Annotated in this window: 11 protein-coding genes; 4 read left to right on the top strand and 7 right to left on the bottom strand. The window is 50.4% G+C overall.

Annotation, left to right across the window (positions count from 1 at the left end; translation table 11 throughout):
* Nucleotides 1–4 precede the first annotated feature (4 nt).
* Entirely contained in the window at nucleotides 5–238 is a 234-nt protein-coding gene (locus WCT94_RS05945) for a YnbE family lipoprotein (RefSeq protein ID WP_336868520.1), read from the top strand.
* Nucleotides 239–303: 65 nt separating this feature from the next.
* On the opposite strand, the gene WCT94_RS05940 is transcribed toward WCT94_RS05945, so the two are convergent.
* The gene (locus WCT94_RS05940; RefSeq protein WP_336868519.1) at nucleotides 304–909 is read right to left on the bottom strand and encodes an FMN-dependent NADH-azoreductase; all 606 of its coding nucleotides are present in this window, start codon (nucleotides 907–909) and stop codon (nucleotides 304–306) included.
* A 336-nt stretch (nucleotides 910–1,245) separates the two neighbouring features.
* Here WCT94_RS05940 and hrpA point away from each other — a divergent pair, with 336 nt between their 5' ends.
* Nucleotides 1,246–5,133 carry an ATP-dependent RNA helicase HrpA gene (gene hrpA, locus WCT94_RS05935; protein WP_336868517.1) on the top strand — a complete coding sequence of 1,296 codons (3,888 nt, stop codon included), beginning with the start codon at nucleotides 1,246–1,248 and terminating at the stop codon, nucleotides 5,131–5,133.
* Here the strand turns inward: hrpA and WCT94_RS05930 are convergent.
* The 6 genes from WCT94_RS05930 to rstA all read right to left on the bottom strand — a co-directional run bounded on the left by WCT94_RS05930 (nucleotide 5,130) and on the right by rstA (nucleotide 12,796).
* Nucleotides 5,130–5,987, bottom strand: coding sequence for an EcsC family protein (locus WCT94_RS05930; protein WP_336868515.1), 858 nt, complete (start codon nucleotides 5,985–5,987; stop codon nucleotides 5,130–5,132). The two genes, hrpA and WCT94_RS05930, sit on opposite strands and share 4 nt — an antisense overlap.
* A 44-nt stretch (nucleotides 5,988–6,031) precedes the next feature.
* Nucleotides 6,032–7,810 (bottom strand): sensor domain-containing phosphodiesterase, encoded by a 1,779-nt coding sequence (locus tag WCT94_RS05925; protein WP_336868513.1) that lies wholly within the window; start codon nucleotides 7,808–7,810, stop codon nucleotides 6,032–6,034.
* 467 nt (nucleotides 7,811–8,277) lie between these two features.
* A complete protein-coding gene (locus tag WCT94_RS05920; RefSeq protein ID WP_336868512.1) occupies nucleotides 8,278–9,099 on the bottom strand; it encodes a trypsin-like serine peptidase in 822 nt (273 codons plus the stop codon).
* Between the two features lie 1,063 nt (nucleotides 9,100–10,162).
* Nucleotides 10,163–10,570: an acid resistance repetitive basic protein Asr gene (gene asr, locus WCT94_RS05915; RefSeq protein ID WP_336868511.1), complete on the bottom strand. Its 408-nt coding sequence runs from the start codon at nucleotides 10,568–10,570 to the stop codon at nucleotides 10,163–10,165.
* 178 nt (nucleotides 10,571–10,748) lie between these two features.
* Complete coding sequence (gene rstB, locus WCT94_RS05910) at nucleotides 10,749–12,062, bottom strand: two-component system sensor histidine kinase RstB (RefSeq protein ID WP_336868510.1); 1,314 nt, start codon at nucleotides 12,060–12,062, stop codon at nucleotides 10,749–10,751.
* The gene (gene rstA / locus WCT94_RS05905) at nucleotides 12,059–12,796 is read right to left on the bottom strand and encodes a two-component system response regulator RstA (RefSeq protein ID WP_336868509.1); all 738 of its coding nucleotides are present in this window, start codon (nucleotides 12,794–12,796) and stop codon (nucleotides 12,059–12,061) included. Before rstA ends, rstB begins: the two co-directional genes overlap by 4 nt.
* Before the next feature lie 220 nt (nucleotides 12,797–13,016).
* Here rstA and WCT94_RS05900 point away from each other — a divergent pair, with 220 nt between their 5' ends.
* Both WCT94_RS05900 and WCT94_RS05895 read left to right on the top strand, forming a co-directional pair.
* On the top strand, nucleotides 13,017–14,219 hold the full coding sequence (locus WCT94_RS05900) for an immunity 26/phosphotriesterase HocA family protein (protein WP_336868508.1): 1,203 nt from the start codon (nucleotides 13,017–13,019) through the stop codon (nucleotides 14,217–14,219).
* 323 nt (nucleotides 14,220–14,542) lie between these two features.
* Nucleotides 14,543–16,087, top strand: a complete 1,545-nt coding sequence (locus WCT94_RS05895; RefSeq protein ID WP_336868507.1) for an EAL domain-containing protein — start codon at nucleotides 14,543–14,545, stop codon at nucleotides 16,085–16,087.
* Nucleotides 16,088–16,114 lie beyond the last annotated feature (27 nt).

The following is a 16,114-nucleotide window of genomic DNA, read 5'->3' as shown; positions in this document are numbered from 1 at the left end:
AACAATGAACAAGAGCGAGATATTGCTGGCGGCATGTTGCACGGTCGTTTTCCTGACGGGATGCGTGCCGCGTATCGAGGTGGCTGCGCCTAAAGAGCCCATTACCATCAATATGAACGTGAAGATCGAGCATGAAATTCACATCAAGGCGGACAAAGAAGCGACGAAACTGCTCGAAAAATCGGACAATGCGGCCGGTGATGAGATAAAGAAAAGCGCGCCGGAGGGCGCGCAATAATTAAGCCAATTAAAGCAATATAATGGCAAGGTCGGTAACAATGATTCGCGATGAATAACGAGTCGTTATGCTGTGACCAGTTGAGACAGCTGGGTTTTCGCTGCTTCGGTCGCTTTCTGTGCCACATCTGGGCCGTAGCCGTAGCCTTCAGCGAACACGAATTCAAGGTCGGTCAGGCCGAGGAAGCCCAGGAAGACACGCAGGTACGGTTCCAGCAGATCGGTTGGTGTGCCTTTATGGATACCGCCACGGCTGGTTAAGACGATGGCGCGTTTACCTTTCACCAGACCTTCCGGGCCTTGCTCGGTGTAGCGGAACGTGACGCCAGCACGGGCAACCAGGTCGAAGTAGTTCTTCAACTGGGTAGGAATGTTGAAGTTATACATTGGTGCGGCGATCACGATAATGTCATGCGCCTGCAGCTCGGCGATCAGATCGTCGGACAGTTTCAGGGCTTCTTGCTGACGTGGGGTCAGTGCAGCATCGGAAGGACGCAGTGCGCCGACTAACTCGCCATCAAGAACCGGAATCGGTTGAGCGGCCAGGTCGCGTACGGTGATGCTGTCGTTTGGATGTGCAGACTGCCACTCGGTGGTGAAGTGGTCGGCCAGTTGGTTTGACTGAGAATAACCTGCCAGAATGCTTGATTTCAGAACCAATACTTTGCTCATTGCCAATTCCTTTAGTGATTGAAGTGGGCGACAACATAACGCCCTTTGATGTGTCACATCTTATGCGGTGCTTTGGAAAGTGAAAAGTGCAAATATTCGAGGTCTTTATTCGATTTTCTTGAATAAGACGACGTTTGGATAAGACCGCGCGGGGCGATTAGAGCCGCCTATGACAATGTGCTACTATCCACGTCTTAAAAATCCCCACGGCTTAACCATTTTCATCGTTTAAACATGCCGTGTTTTGAAATCAGGTTAGGCTCAATCGAGCCAGATTCGGGACGAGCATTGTCCCGGCAGAGAAAAGAATTAGAGAAATAATTAAGGAAGAGCAACGTGAAATCACCTCTCAGTGCATTATCTACGCAGTTAAGTGAGTTAATGCTTCGCGATCGGCAACGTCTGCGCCGTCGTTTGCAGGGCGCAGAGAAGGTCAGCAGCCCGCAGGCTCAGGCTGCGATCGCGCAGGAAATTGAGGGGGAAATTGTCGCTGCGCGCCAGAAGGTCGAGAACCGGCGGGCAAGCCGTCCGGCGATTCGCTACCCTGAACAGCTTCCTGTTAGCCAGAAAAAAGACGAGATACTGGAAGCGCTGCGTCACCATCAGGTGATTATCGTCGCGGGTGAAACGGGGTCGGGGAAGACCACGCAGTTGCCGAAGATCTGCCTCGAATTGGGTCGTGGCGTGCACGGCCTGATTGGCCATACGCAGCCGCGTCGTCTGGCGGCCAGAACCGTCGCCGATCGTATTGCCGCCGAACTGGAAACACCGCTGGGCGGCAGCGTCGGCTATAAAGTTCGTTTTAACGATCAGGTGAGTGACAATACGTTGGTCAAACTGATGACCGACGGCATTTTACTGGCGGAAATTCAGCAGGATCGCCTGTTGATGCAGTACGACACGTTGATTATCGATGAAGCGCACGAGCGCAGCCTGAATATCGATTTCATTATGGGCTATTTGCGTCAGCTGTTGCCAAAACGCCCTGATTTAAAAGTGATTATTACATCTGCTACTATCGATCCGCAGCGTTTCTCTCGCCACTTTAATAACGCACCGATCATCGAAGTGTCCGGGCGGACGTATCCGGTGGATGTGCGCTATCGTCCTGTGGTGGAAGATGCCGATGACAGCGAACGCGATCAGTTACAGGCGATTTTTGATGCGGTAGACGAGCTGACGCGCGAAGGGCCGGGGGATATTCTGGTCTTCATGAGCGGCGAACGTGAAATTCGCGATACGGCAGAGGCGTTGACCCGTCTGGACTTGCCGCATACCGAAATCCTCCCGCTGTACGCCCGCCTGTCGAATCAGGAACAGAACCGCGTCTTTCAATCACATCATGGCCGCCGCATTGTGCTGGCGACCAACGTAGCGGAAACCTCGCTAACCGTGCCGGGGATCCGCTATGTGATCGATCCCGGCACCGCGCGTATCAGCCGCTACAGCTTCCGTACCAAAGTCCAGCGCCTGCCAATTGAGCCCATCTCACAGGCGTCGGCGAATCAGCGTAAAGGGCGCTGTGGCCGTGTGGCCGCCGGGGTATGCATCCGACTCTATTCCGAGCAGGATTTCCTGTCGCGGCCCGAATTTACCGATCCCGAAATTCTGCGTACCAATCTGGCTTCCGTTATTCTGCAAATGACGTCGCTGGGGCTCGGCGATATTGCTGCGTTCCCGTTTGTTGAAGCGCCGGATAAGCGCAATATTCAGGACGGCGTGCGGTTGCTGGAGGAATTAGGCGCGATTAATCTGGCGGAAAATGGGCATTATCGCCTGACGCCGCAGGGGCAGCAGTTAGCGCAATTGCCGATCGATCCACGCTTGGCGCGAATGGTGCTGGAAGCGCGTAAAACCGGCTGTGTGCGTGAAGTGATGATCATCACCGCTGCGCTATCGATTCAGGATCCGCGCGAAAGGCCGCTGGATAAGAAGCAGGCATCGGATGAGAAACACCGTCGTTTTGCCGATAAAGACTCCGATTTTCTGGCTTTCGTCAATCTGTGGGACTACTTGCGTGAGCAGCAGAAAACGCTGTCTTCCAGTCAGTTCCGCCGTCAGTGCCGCACCGATTTCCTTAACTACCTGCGCGTGCGCGAATGGCAAGATATTTACACGCAATTGCGTCAGGTGGTGAAAGAGCTGGGGCTACCAGTCAACAGTGAACCAGCCGATTACCTGAGTATTCACTGCTCGCTGCTCACTGGGCTGTTGTCGCATATCGGGCAGAAAGATATTGAAAAACAGGAATTCAGCGGCGCGCGTAACGCCCGGTTTGCGATTTTCCCTGGCTCTGGGCTATTCAAAAAGCCGCCTAAGTGGACGATGGTGGCGGAACTGGTGGAAACCAGCCGCTTGTGGGGACGTATTGCCGCGCGTATTGAACCCGAGTGGATCGAACCGCTAGCCCAGCATCTGATTAAGCGGAGCTACAGCGAACCTCACTGGGAAAAAGCGCAGGGCACGGTGATGGCGCAGGAGAAGGTGACGCTTTTCGGGCTGCCGATTGTGGCGGCGCGCAAGGTGAACTACAGCCAAATCGATCCAACGCTGGCGCGTGAGATGTTTATCCGCCATGCGCTGGTGGAAGGCGACTGGCAAACGCATCACGCCTTTTTCCGCGCTAACCTCAAGCTGTTGGCGGAAGTAGAAGATTTAGAGCACAAATCGCGTCGCCGCGACATTCTGGTGGATGACGAGACGCTGTTTGCTTTCTACGATCAGCGCTTGCCGCACGATGTCATCTCGTCGCGCCACTTTGACAAGTGGTGGAAAGTCGCCAGCCGGGATAATGCCGACCTGCTTAATTTTGAAAAGAGCATGTTGATTAAAGACGGCGCGGAGAAGGTAAGCGCGCTGGATTATCCGAATTTCTGGCATCAGGGCAGCTTGAAATTACGGCTGTCCTATCAGTTTGAGCCGGGTGCGGATGCGGATGGCGTGACGGTGCATATTCCGCTGCCCATCCTCAATCAGGTGCGTGAAGAGGGCTTCGAGTGGCAGATCCCCGGTGTGCGCCGCGAACTGACGATCGCGCTGATTAAATCCTTGCCCAAACCGTTACGTCGTAACTTTGTCCCCGCGCCAAATTACGCTGAGGCGTTTCTGGCGCGTACCACGCCATTAGATAAAGGGCTATTGGATGCGCTGGAGCGTGAGCTACGGTTGATGACGGGTGTGACGGTACCGCGCGAGGCATGGCAGTGGGATCAGGTGCCCGATCATCTGAAAATCACGTTCCGCGTCATCGATGAGAAAAATCGGACGCAGCGGGAAGGCAAAGACCTGAACGCGCTGAAAGATCAGCTCAAAGATAAAGTGCAGCAAACGCTGTCCTCCGTGGCGGATGACGGGCTGGAGCAGCGCGGTCTACACGTCTGGAGCTTTGGTTCACTGCCGGACTGCTATGAGCAGAAACGCGGCGGCTACTCGGTTAAAGCCTATCCGGCGTTGGTGGATGAAAAGGATAGCGTGGCGATTCGTCTGTTCGATACGCCACACCAGCAACAACAGGTGATGCGGCAGGGGCTTCGCCGCCTGTTACTGTTGAATATTCCGTCACCGATCAAATATCTGCATGACAAGCTACCGAACAAGGCGAAACTCGGCCTCTATTTCAACCCGTATGGCAAAGTGTTGGATCTCATTGATGACTGTATCGCCTGTGCGGTGGATAAGCTGATTGAATCAGCTGGCGGTCCGGTCTGGCAGGAAGACGCTTTCCAGCAGTTGCATGAAAAAGTGCGTGCGGAGCTGAACGATACGGTAGTGGATATCGCCAAACAGGTTGAGCAAATCCTGACGACCGTTTTCACCATTAATAAACGTCTGAAAGGGCGCGTAGACATGGCGATGGCGCTGGCGTTAAGCGATATCAAGAGTCAGATGAACGGTCTGGTGTTCCGTGGCTTTGTGACCGAAAACGGCTGGCAGCGCCTGCCGGACGTGCTGCGCTATCTGCAAGCGATAGAACGACGTCTAGAGAAGCTGGCACAGGATGTCCACCGCGATCGGGCACAGATGTTGAAGGTGGAGCAGGTTCAACAGACGTGGCAGCAGTGGTGGAACAAGTTGCCAGCGGAGCGACGTGACGATGACGACGTGAAAGCGGTACGCTGGATGCTTGAAGAGCTGCGCGTCAGCTACTTTGCCCAGCAATTAGGGACGCCATTCCCTATTTCCGATAAGCGCGTATTGCAGGCGATGGAGCAGGTTGAAGGCTAACTTTTTGTTATCACATCAGGTCGGCGATGGCTGTTTTTGAGCTCAAGGTAAGCCGACCTGATCGCCTCTTCACCATAGGTCTGTTCCAGACGTTTTATGATGAAATGGCCTTTCGCCATGTTTTGGTAGTGGTGAATAAACAGCGTATTAATGGCAGCGCCGCTAGCGGCACCAATTACCGGAACAATCTGCGCGGCCATTTTCTCTGTCATGGTCACACCGAGTCTGGTGGCGACGGCATCAATCAGCTTTGCCAGCGTTTTTCCTGCCTGTGAGGTGCTCATTCTTGCAGAGGCTTTCCCTGCGCTTTTTTTGCCAGCAATGCCGATTAATTCGCGGCTGGCATGCTTGGTGATATCAGCCAGAACGGCGCGTGAGGTGTAATAGGCCGAATCGGCCGCGTCATCGCTTTCTTGCGTCCCACCGAGTGCGAAAACCTCCACACAGGCGGCTTTGACGGAAAGATCGGCGAGGGAGAAACCTTCGCTGCGGGCGATGTCCGCCACGGAACGCATCATGATCGTCGTGCTGATAGGCAGTTCGACCAGTAGACCGGCTGCACCAAAAAAGCCGCTGACCGCACCGGACGCGGCGACGGCCAGCTTATGTGTCTTGGGCGATGCCACGCGAGCGGGTGCATCGTCCAGCGTATAGAGCGCGGCGTCTACCGCTTTGTACAGCGCCGAGTGAACCACATCCTGTATTTTGTTTTTCACCATGGCGGGTAATTTCGATAGGCTCCATTCAATCGGTTTTCCAACCAGATTCGCCGCCTGTATGGCAAAAGAGGGGGCTTCCAGTCGCGCCATGGCATTTCTGATAGCGAGCTCATCCTGCGACGTAAGAAGCGTCATGCGCGTTCTCCTACCGTTTGTTGAATAGCCCGCCGACGGGGATGTTATGTCGAGGCTTGTGACGAGCGCGTCGTTAACCATGTGGTGAATGCCGCTGGAGGAATGGGCCGGGAAAAATAGTAGCCCTGCACTTCATCACATCCAAAGCAGGCCAGATAGTCGAGTGTTTCTTTGTTTTCCACGCCTTCCGCCAGCACAACATAATTCAGTTTGTGCAGCATGCTGATAATCGATTCCACAATGACGCGGCTTTTATGGTCCGTTTTTATATCTTTAATCAGCGATTTATCCAGCTTTATCACCGTAGAGGGGATATTGCGCAGATAGCTTAGGTTGCTATATCCCGTGCCAAAATCATCAAGCGCAATAGTGAATCCGAGCTGTTGCAGCGTTTGAATGGTGGCGAGCGTTTCAGTGCTTTCGATGATTTTCTGCGTCTCGACACATTCGATGTCAATGTCCTGAGGGGTAAGACCGTGGTTCTCCAGAATGGTGATGAGGCGCGGGATAAAGTCATTCTCGGAGAAGTTTCTGGCAGAAACGTTAATCGACACCGGGAAGTGTAGCCCCTGCTGACGCCACTGTTTCACCTGGCATGCCGCTTCCCGGGTAACCCAGTCCGTTAACGGGCGCATCAGCGTGGTGCCTTCCGCGAGTGGAATAAACTGGTCAGGGTAAATCTCGCCCAAATCGGGATGACGCCAGCGAATCAGCGCTTCGGCGCCGATGACGGTATTCGTCTTGATGCTTAATTTCGGCTGATAAACCAGATAGAGACCCGGTTTGTTGTTCTGTAATACATCGGCCAGTTCATTGAGCAAGGTAAAGGCGATTTGCTGTGCTTTATCGGCCTCGCGGTTGTAGGCGAACTGGCGAATATTCTTGGTGATAGCAGCGCGCAGCGCGCTCATTGACTCACGCAGAATTCGCTGAGGATCGTTTGCCGGAATCTGGAATTCGGTATAGCCAACGAAAAACTCCAGCTTGAGTGGTATATGGCTGGTGATGCTTTCATGAATCCGTTCGGCACAGGCGTCGAGCTCCGCCAGAACCTGTTCTTTATTTTCCGCCTTCACCAGCAGGGCGAAACGACCTACAGCGACGCTGTAAATATTATCTGGCGAACTCAAACTGAGACGCAGGAAGATGCCGATATCTTTCAGCAGACCTTCTACGGTGGGCATCCCCAGCGCACATCCCATTTCATAGGCGTAAGAGATGTCGATGGTATCAATCAGAATCAGCAGGTAGCGCTCGTGGATGTCGGTAATGTGGCTGATGTCGTCAACCAGGCGCTGGCGGTTGGGCAACAGAGTCACGGCATCAATCAGCCCAATCGCGTTGCGGTATTCCATTAACACCATCGCAATGGCGGCTAAATCGTGCAGTAGCCGCAGTTGGATTTTACTGAAAGTGCGCGGAACATAATCAATAATGCAAAACGTCCCGATGGAATAGCCTTCTTTGGTTTTCAGCGGAACGCCAGCATAAAAGCGGATAAACGGCTTGCCAGTTACGTAAGGACTATCGTTAAAACGCTCGTCATGCATGGCATCGGGACAGATAAAGGATTGACCCGTTTGTACGGTAAAATGGTCGAATGAACCGATTTTCTCCATATCATCGAATGGGAAATGGGTTTTTGCTTTAACGTGCAGAGATTTGGTGCCGGTTAGCGTCACAAGTGCCGTTGGGGTTTCAAGCAGCTGGCAGGCCAATTTCGTGAGTTTGTGAAGAATATCGTCTTGAGATATATCGGTTTTTTGTAGTTCGTCGAGAGTCTGCATGCGTATTTTTTCGTCATGGCTCAAATGTTTTAACATGTAGACTCTTCCTTTTCGCAATAATAATCGCGACGACATCAATTTAATTTAACGGCGACACAATAACATAGAGGCTAAAAATTGAGGTAACTTATTATACCACCTTTATCTTTCCGTTAAGATTTCGGCGCTTTTTGGCCTTAAATCATGTTTTTGGTTTTCAACGTACGATAGAAATTTATGATATTTTCCCATCACTTGCGGGCGGAGATAAACGGTTTGGCTGAGAAAATGCTCTGCGAATAAATGGGAATCTAATTATAAAAAATGGCATGTTCCATAAGTTAAAAATAACATCCTGATAATGGCGACGCCATTGTTACAGTAACAATATGGATGATTAACCTATATCTCTGACAAGAATAGAACAGATATTTTTTTATATCATGACGTTGAAGGGAAGTCGCTGACGCCAGACGACCCCGAAATAACGGTTTCTGTCTGGCGGTGGTGCATCGCGTGAGGGGTTAGCGTTGTTTTGCCAATGCTTCTAACTGCTGACGAATCGCGGTAACGGAAACGGCACGATTATCGGCCCGTGCGCGTTCACTGGCATCGGGCGCAGAACTTTGAATGCCCATGAGCACCCAACCTGCCGCTGAATTCAGCATCAGAGGGGAACCGCTATCGCCGGGCAGTGTATCGCACTGGTGTGCCATCACGGCGGTATGAACCCAGCCGGTGATCGCACAGTTTTGATGACGGTACAGCGTCTCCTGATGATCTTCCGGGTAACCGGCCTGCGTGACGCGCTGGCCGTTATCCTTCAACGCCTGCATCAATTCCTGGCGGCTGCCTTGCCAAAGCGGGAGCGGGCGAATTCCCGGCGGCGTTTGCTTTAGCCGAATCAGGGCATAATCCAACGGTGCGGCTGAAGGCGGAACGATCCATCCTTCGCCGTCGGCTTTCAATTTTTTGGCGAGCGTTTTATTCGCCAGCGCTTCAATCTCCGTTGTTTCATAACGCCAGCCATTTTCTGTCGCCAGAAAACGCAGCGCGACAGGTTTATCGATCTCGCCTTTTGGTGGCGTGACCACGCAATGCCCGGCCGTCAGCGCCAGATGAGGGGAAATCAGCGTCGCCGTACAGAGGTTACCGCTGGCGGTTTCCAACTGCCCGATAGCCTGCCACGGCCAGACAGCTGTATCAGGAACCACATCCCGATCGTCGTGGTTGAAAAATAAAATTTGCTGCTGCTTCTGGGCGTCGGTATCTGTTGGTGAGGATTCAGCCCAACTTAGCGGGGCAATAAATGATAATGAACATAACAACCAGGCTGATATGCGCATGTAGTGAATAAACCTTATGATAAAAGCCATCTTGAGGCGCTAAATATAGCGCGTTGGATTAACTATAGATGTATTTGTTGGTGAGGGACTGAAAATTAAAATGTTATTGAGTGTAAAAGGCGTGGTATGACATCACGGCACGGTAGGATACTGGGTATTATCGATCGTCAAAATGGTTATTACGGGGTGAGAGTATTTGCGGAAAAATCGTTCTGCGGCTGTCCCCATATATTAAACGCTACACCACAGTCTTACATGGCGTAGCGTTCTCGCATCACTAAACGACATCTCGCCGCGCCATCAGCCTTATTCGTAGCTAACGGTCACGATACGTACATTTGCACTCAAGGTTTTTGCGCTCACGGAACCGATGTTCTGTGGTAAGGCTGCATAGTGTGAGCTGTTTTTCATGTGTAGCGTTTGTACTCTTCCTTGCCGTTCGCAACTGACGGCCACATTGCTTGACTGTGTCGTAACATCACAAACGGGCTCGACGATGGCACCGGAAAAGCGAATGACACCGGCTGATGGAGAAGGTGACGCGAAGGTATACGATGTGGCAGCCAGAGTGCTAAGCAATATTGCAGATATTTGCAGGAGTTTTTTCATTATGACGTTCTCGGTATTGCCCGGAGTGTAATGATATAAACGGCGCTGAATGATAAAACTTTATTATTCTGGAATCTTTGTTTAGCTTGATTTGTAACTATTTGAAATATTCTGGTTTATTTTTTAACGCCGTCCGGCGATCAAATCTCATATCGCGCATTATTGGTTTTAGCGTTCTTTTATCTGGTGATCTTGATTCATCACTGCGTAATGCCGAAGTATTATGGACTAGAGAAAAAAACTCAGGGTGATAAGGCCACAAAGTAGAACGAGGGAGAACATAATTTCAAATGAATAACGGCGCATCATTTTCCCGTCCCCCGATGAAATAAACACCCGGTAAACCGGGTGTTTGATGGTTGTTCTATTGTGGTCAGCCTTTAGCGATGTGCTTCAAATCGGGACTGACCTAAAGTGGCTCCTTCCCAGTGGGGAAGGAGCGGGTGTTTACCGATTACGCTGCTGGCGTGGTGGTAGCGGGTTTTGCCGTTTTCGCTTTCTTCACGTGTTTTTTGGCTGCTTGTGCTTTCTGAGCAGGAACGTGCTTCGTTTTCTTCACATGTTTCTTGGCAGCCTGCGCTTTCTGAGCAGGAACGTGTTTCGTTTTCTTCACGTGTTTCTTGGTAGCCTGCGCTTTCTGAGCAGGAACGTTTTTCGTTTTCTTCACATGTTTCTTGGTAGCCTGCGCTTTTTGCTCAGCAGTTTTCACTTTCTTCACGTGTTTTTTATGGGGAACGGCTTTAGCCGGAGCAGATGTTGTCGCCGTCGGCTGAGCTGGGGCGGTGGTAACCGTGTCCGCGGCAAACGCTACAGAGGACAGACCCAGTGCCGCACCTGCGATCATAACTAATACTTTATTCATCATCATTTCCTCGTTATCTCATTCACGTTTCGTAGCCCTCGGTTGGGCCGGTGAAGAGAGAATAGGAGAAACAGAGCGCGGCTTCAGTGAGTGATTGGTTTCGGCGTGTAACCTAATGTACAAGCTGGGAAAACGAGGGTAACAGGAGAAAAACGGCGGGGTTACCGCCGTCTCTGTGCTAGTGCTGACTGGTGATGACCGTCTGCGCTGTCGTGGTTTTTACCTGCCAGCAAAAGCGGAAACGAGCGCCGCCGAGCGGGCTTTCATCCACGGTAATGCTGCCTTCGTAGGCGCGGGCGATAGCATGAACAATGGCCAGCCCGAGCCCACACCCGCCGCTGCTGTTCTCGATACCCGCTTCCAGACGGATAAACGGCTCAAACACGCTTTCCCGACTTTCGGGCGCAATACCGGGGCCGTCATCTTCGACTTGCAGACAAGCGATGTGCTCGGTGTCGGATGTCAGGCTGATGTGCAATCGGCTATGACAGAAGCGTAACCCGTTACCGATCAGATTATTCAGAACCCGTTCCATCAGGCGCAGGTCGAGGGCGCCAATTTGCGCTGAGTGTGGCATATCCAGCGAAATATGTTTGTCAGGGTGGATCAGACGAAAATCGTCAACTTTTGCCTGTAACCACGAAGGAATATCGATATTGGCAAGGTGCAACGTCACCTGCGGACGGTCGAGTCTGGCATAGGTCAGCAGCTCGTCAATTAGCGCTTCAAGCTGACCAATATCCCGGTTTAACGCCTGCTGCTCGTCTTCCGTCAGGTTGTCGCTCATCGCCAGGCGATAACGCAGCCTGACCAGCGGCGTACGCAGCTCGTGTGCAATATTATCAATCAGCTGTTTTTTACTGTTGATGAGCTGGTTCAGGTTATCGGCCATGCGGTTGAAGGCAATGCCAAGCCGGAACAGGCTTGAGGTGCTATCGAAGTGAATACGCTCTTCGAGATGACCATCGCCCAGGCGCTGTGCGGCATTCTCCAGTTTTAGCATGGCTTGCCAGTGTGGCCGCATCCAGAGGAACACCGGCAGCGCCAGCGACAGCCCAATCAGCATCACCAGCAGTAAATCCAGCAGCCGCATTTCGTGCAGGAAGAACAGATAGGGAATAGGGCCGACGGCAAGAACGTAGTGGCTGCGAGGGATGCGTTGGATAAACGTATATTCGTCATCCAGTGCGATAATTTCCCCTTGATTCAGACGCTGGCGGTTCTTGGGGCTCAGCGCATATTTGCTCACCGGTTCGATGTGCAGTTTGAACGACAGGTTCAAATCCAACTGGTTGATCGTTTTATGCCAGTCGCGGGGCGGAATCGCACGCAGCTCATTACGAATGAGATAGAGCGAGCTTTTCATCAGGTCATCCATAGACTGGCGGCCTGCGCGTTCGGCCGTGACCTTATAGACCAGCCCGACCAGTAGCGTCATGACGACAAAGCAGGCGAACAGCAATAGAAAAAACTGGACGAACAGCTTTCTCATAGCGTGACGCTCTCCCAGGTATTGGGGGCGAACAGATAACCCTTGTTACGCACCGTTTTGATGCGGAACGGCTCCAGTGGGTTGTCGTACAGTTTTTTACGCAGGCGGGAAATCGCAACGTCAATACTGCGATCCATGCCATCGTAAGTGACGCCGCGCAGATTTTTCAGCAGCGCATCCCGATCCATGATGTGTCCAGCGTGGGTCGCCAGTTGCCAGAGCAGGTCGAAATCCGCGGTGGATAATACGATGTGCTCTTGTCCTAATGTCACTTCGCGATTGACCGGATCGATGCAGAGCAGGCCGAAGTGCAGGGATTTGTGCACCTGCAATGCGGCAGGTACGGTGTTTTCCGCCACAACCTGTGGTGCGGCGGCATACTGGCGTAAATGCAGGCGCAAGCGAGCGAGCAGCACGGCGGGCGGTGTGGTTTTCAGGATGTAATCATCGGCGCCCATTTCCAGCGCCAGAATATGATTCATATCGCTGTCCAGCGACGTCAGCAGCACAATCGGGCCGGTGTACTGTGGCCGCAATTCCCGACAGATGGTCATACCGTCTTTACCGGGCAGCATGATGTCTAACAGCACAAGGTCGGGCTGCTGCTGTTCAATAAAGGCCAATGCCTGATCGCCTCGTGCTTCAACCTGAACATCAATGTCATGCTTGCCGAGGTAGGCCGCGATCAATTTTCCCACCTCGGTATCATCTTCTATAAAAACAATCTTATGCATGGTATCTACGTCATCCCCATCTTACTGCTGATAGCATAGCCTGATGATAGATCATAAACGAGAAGTGAAGCGTAAATGGGTGTTAAGTATTTGTTTACTTGCCCAAATTAGATAAGCTGCGGAGCAGGCTTTTTTAGGCGATATTGCACCGGATTCTCGTCGTTTATCGAGAACGGCCACGCCACCATTACCGATTATTCCACTGGGAACCGCGCTGAAGATGAAACCGATTGACCAGATAAACAGCTGGATGCAGGAAGCCTTACGCCCTTATTTTGGGCTGGAGCCGTTATCGTCTGCATGGGAGATTGTAACCGTACGTGATGGCTATTTTATCTGTTTTGATGGCGACACGATCCGCAAGCGTATTACCGCCACCGCGCTAAATTATCAGGAAGAAGACGTCATTATTCACACGCGCGGCCGTGACGTTATTTTGCCGAGAACCGCACGCGGTAAAGAAAAGAAACTGACTTATACCAGCGTTTCCAGCGTGATGGCCGATGGCATTGTGTTTTCTGCGGGCGTCAGAACGCTGAACTCGGGAAACTACGGCTATATCAACGCCAGCAATTATCGAAATTCTATCCGACTACCGCTGCCGGAATGCCGCCATTTGACCAGCAAAGAAGAGATTGTCGACTGGCTGCGATCTTATCGTGAACGATTGCCGGTTGATTATGCACACAAACTGGAACGGCTGATGAGTATGAAAAACCAGCAGCATAAAACGGTTCCAGGCGACATCTTTCGGGTCGAGATAGACTTGCATACCGATGGTTATGTTTTGGTTATTGGCAACCTGCGTCAGATGCAAAAGGATGAACTGTTTGCTGAACACAGCATCTGGAATGATGTGATGACGATGCCGCTGTTTGTCCGGCCTTATCTTTTCCGCACGACTGAGCGTAATCCCGCCTTGTCGGAGATTGTGGCATCGCCTTTGTCTGAAAAATGCTGGATCGTTATGGATGACGCTTTTCTGCGCGGTAACTATGCGTATGTGGGATCAAAAATGCTGGCGGAAGAGGACATTCTGTTTCCGGTGGGCTATGGCCCCAGTATCAGTGTACAGAAAAGCGACTATCGCCTGTCATGGGGGCCTTGTTCGATCAATAAAGCTAGCCAGGATACAGTTTTCAGGGCCGGACGCAGCTACATGAACAATGGCGCCTATAGCAGCGTGTCGGCCGAATCCTTTGCCGATAGCGGTTTCCCTCACTACGATAAAACGCTACTCAATCCGGAGCACCGTGAAGCATGGGAACAGGTGTTGGCCGAGTTCGAGTTGCCGCCCGATACCACTTACGATGCCTTTGCCCAACATATTGGTGGGATGACGCGTGCGGCCTACCTGACGTATGTCGCCAGCAATAAAGCGTACCAGCGTAAGGTGCGTGCGAAGAAAAGAGAGGCGAAATAATTCCTGTCATCTCGTTGCACGTGCTTTTGGGCGCGTGCATGCCAGTGGACTGTGGTGGTGTAATAATTATCGGTAATAATGTATATGGAATACATTAATGTATGACTGGTTATTTCTTTATGTAATCAAATGGTTACTCTCATGGTTTTTTAATCGATATTGTTTAATAAAGCGAAGCTGATTTATTAACCGAAGTGAATTATAAAAATGTGCTAATTTTAACTGCGTGTTTTTGAAAGAACTGGACACGAAAATTTCATCTGGTTACTATCGCTGGCCTGGATTTAAATGCTCTTTTGAGTATTAACTGACATTGGACTGCGATGCGTTTTTCAGGGTTTAAAAAGATAACAACAACCATTTCTATGATGGTTTTTATCTCATTTTCTTTTTTGTTTTCATTAAATGAATTATTAGTTAATTATCAGGAAAGTAAATTAATATTGCGCTCTGAAAAATTACGTTTTCAGACTGAAATGTTAGCAGAACAAGCACTGTCTGCGTTGGGTGACATTAACGCTATTGATGATGATATTTGTTCGCCAAACTATATTGAAAAATTAAGAATGATAAGGTGGCGTCATCTCAATATTGAAGATGTTGCTTCTTTGAAAGAAAATCGTATTTATTGCAGCGCCTTTTGGGGGGAAGTGAATCCCCCTCTACATATTACTGTGAAAAATGATAAGGAAAATAATAAGCTAGCATTAATTGAAGTGAGGAATAATAGTAAGACGCTGTATAACAATATCGGGCTCTATCAAGGCCATGCTGCGGTTTTTGTTGCGCGGGGAACCTATGAAAGTATATTGAATACAGTAACTGATGGGTATTTCGTTATGACATCAGCGGATAAATCGCAAAAGTATTTTGAATCGAATTCGAAGGAGTATGTTGCTTCGGGTAATCCGTTATTGAGTAAAATATTTACCGCCAACACCAGCCTTTGTAGTCCTCAATGGCTGTTTTGCGTGATGGCGCAAAATGCGCGCAGCGGGTTGCTGTCGCTCACACCGGGTCTCCTGTCTTTTGTTATGGTGGTCGTATTAACGCTGGGTGGCTTCCTGACTTTCTTCTGTTTAAATATTGTCGATAAAAGACAGTCGCTGAAGTCTCGTTTGAAGACGTCCATCAAGAGAGGGGATATTTTTCTTGAATATCAACCGATGGTGAACGCTATTGATGGGAAAGTAGCCGGTCTTGAGGCGCTAGTCAGATGGCGTGATGGCATACATGGCTCTGTTTCTCCTGAGATCTTTATAAAAACTTCAGAAAAAATCGGGTTTTACTCAAAAATATCTGATTTTGTAATAAAAACCTCAGTGAGAGAGATGGCTGCTGTTCTTAATGGCAACAGGAAGTTGACGCTGTCTATAAATATAACCGACTATGAGATTAGCGATCCGGCTTTCATGAACCGATTGCTTGAGGTGTGTGCTTTTCACGGTGTTGAACCTGCTCAGATAAAGTTGGAAATATCAGAGCGCTGCCAGCTATCGCAAAAGGACATCCAGCTTTTTGCCGAGCGTGTGGCAAAAATGAACATCAAACTGGCGATTGATGATTTTGGCGTGGCAAATTCGAACTTAGCATGGCTCACCGGCTTCAGATTTGATGAAGTTAAGCTTGACGGTTCGTTAATGAAAAGCTTGGATAACAAGAATAAAGAAAAAATATTGCATGCAATCTGCTCGCTCATTAAAGATATGGGGAAAGATATTGTTTTTGAAGGCGTTGAAGATGCTGAGCAATTAGCGATTGCCAGAGAAATTGATGCAGATTGCTTAATTCAGGGGTGGTTTTTTTATCGCTCGCTGTCAGCGAAAAATATTGAAAGCCTGTTAATCAATCAGGAAGAAATCACGTAGTGTGTCCCTGATTTTTATGCTTTTTCC

This window comes from Pectobacterium sp. 1950-15, from assembly GCF_037136835.1.
Lineage (GTDB): Bacteria > Pseudomonadota > Gammaproteobacteria > Enterobacterales > Enterobacteriaceae > Pectobacterium.
Note: the sequence above shows the minus strand (reverse complement) of the source record. Positions and strands in the feature narration are given on the sequence as shown.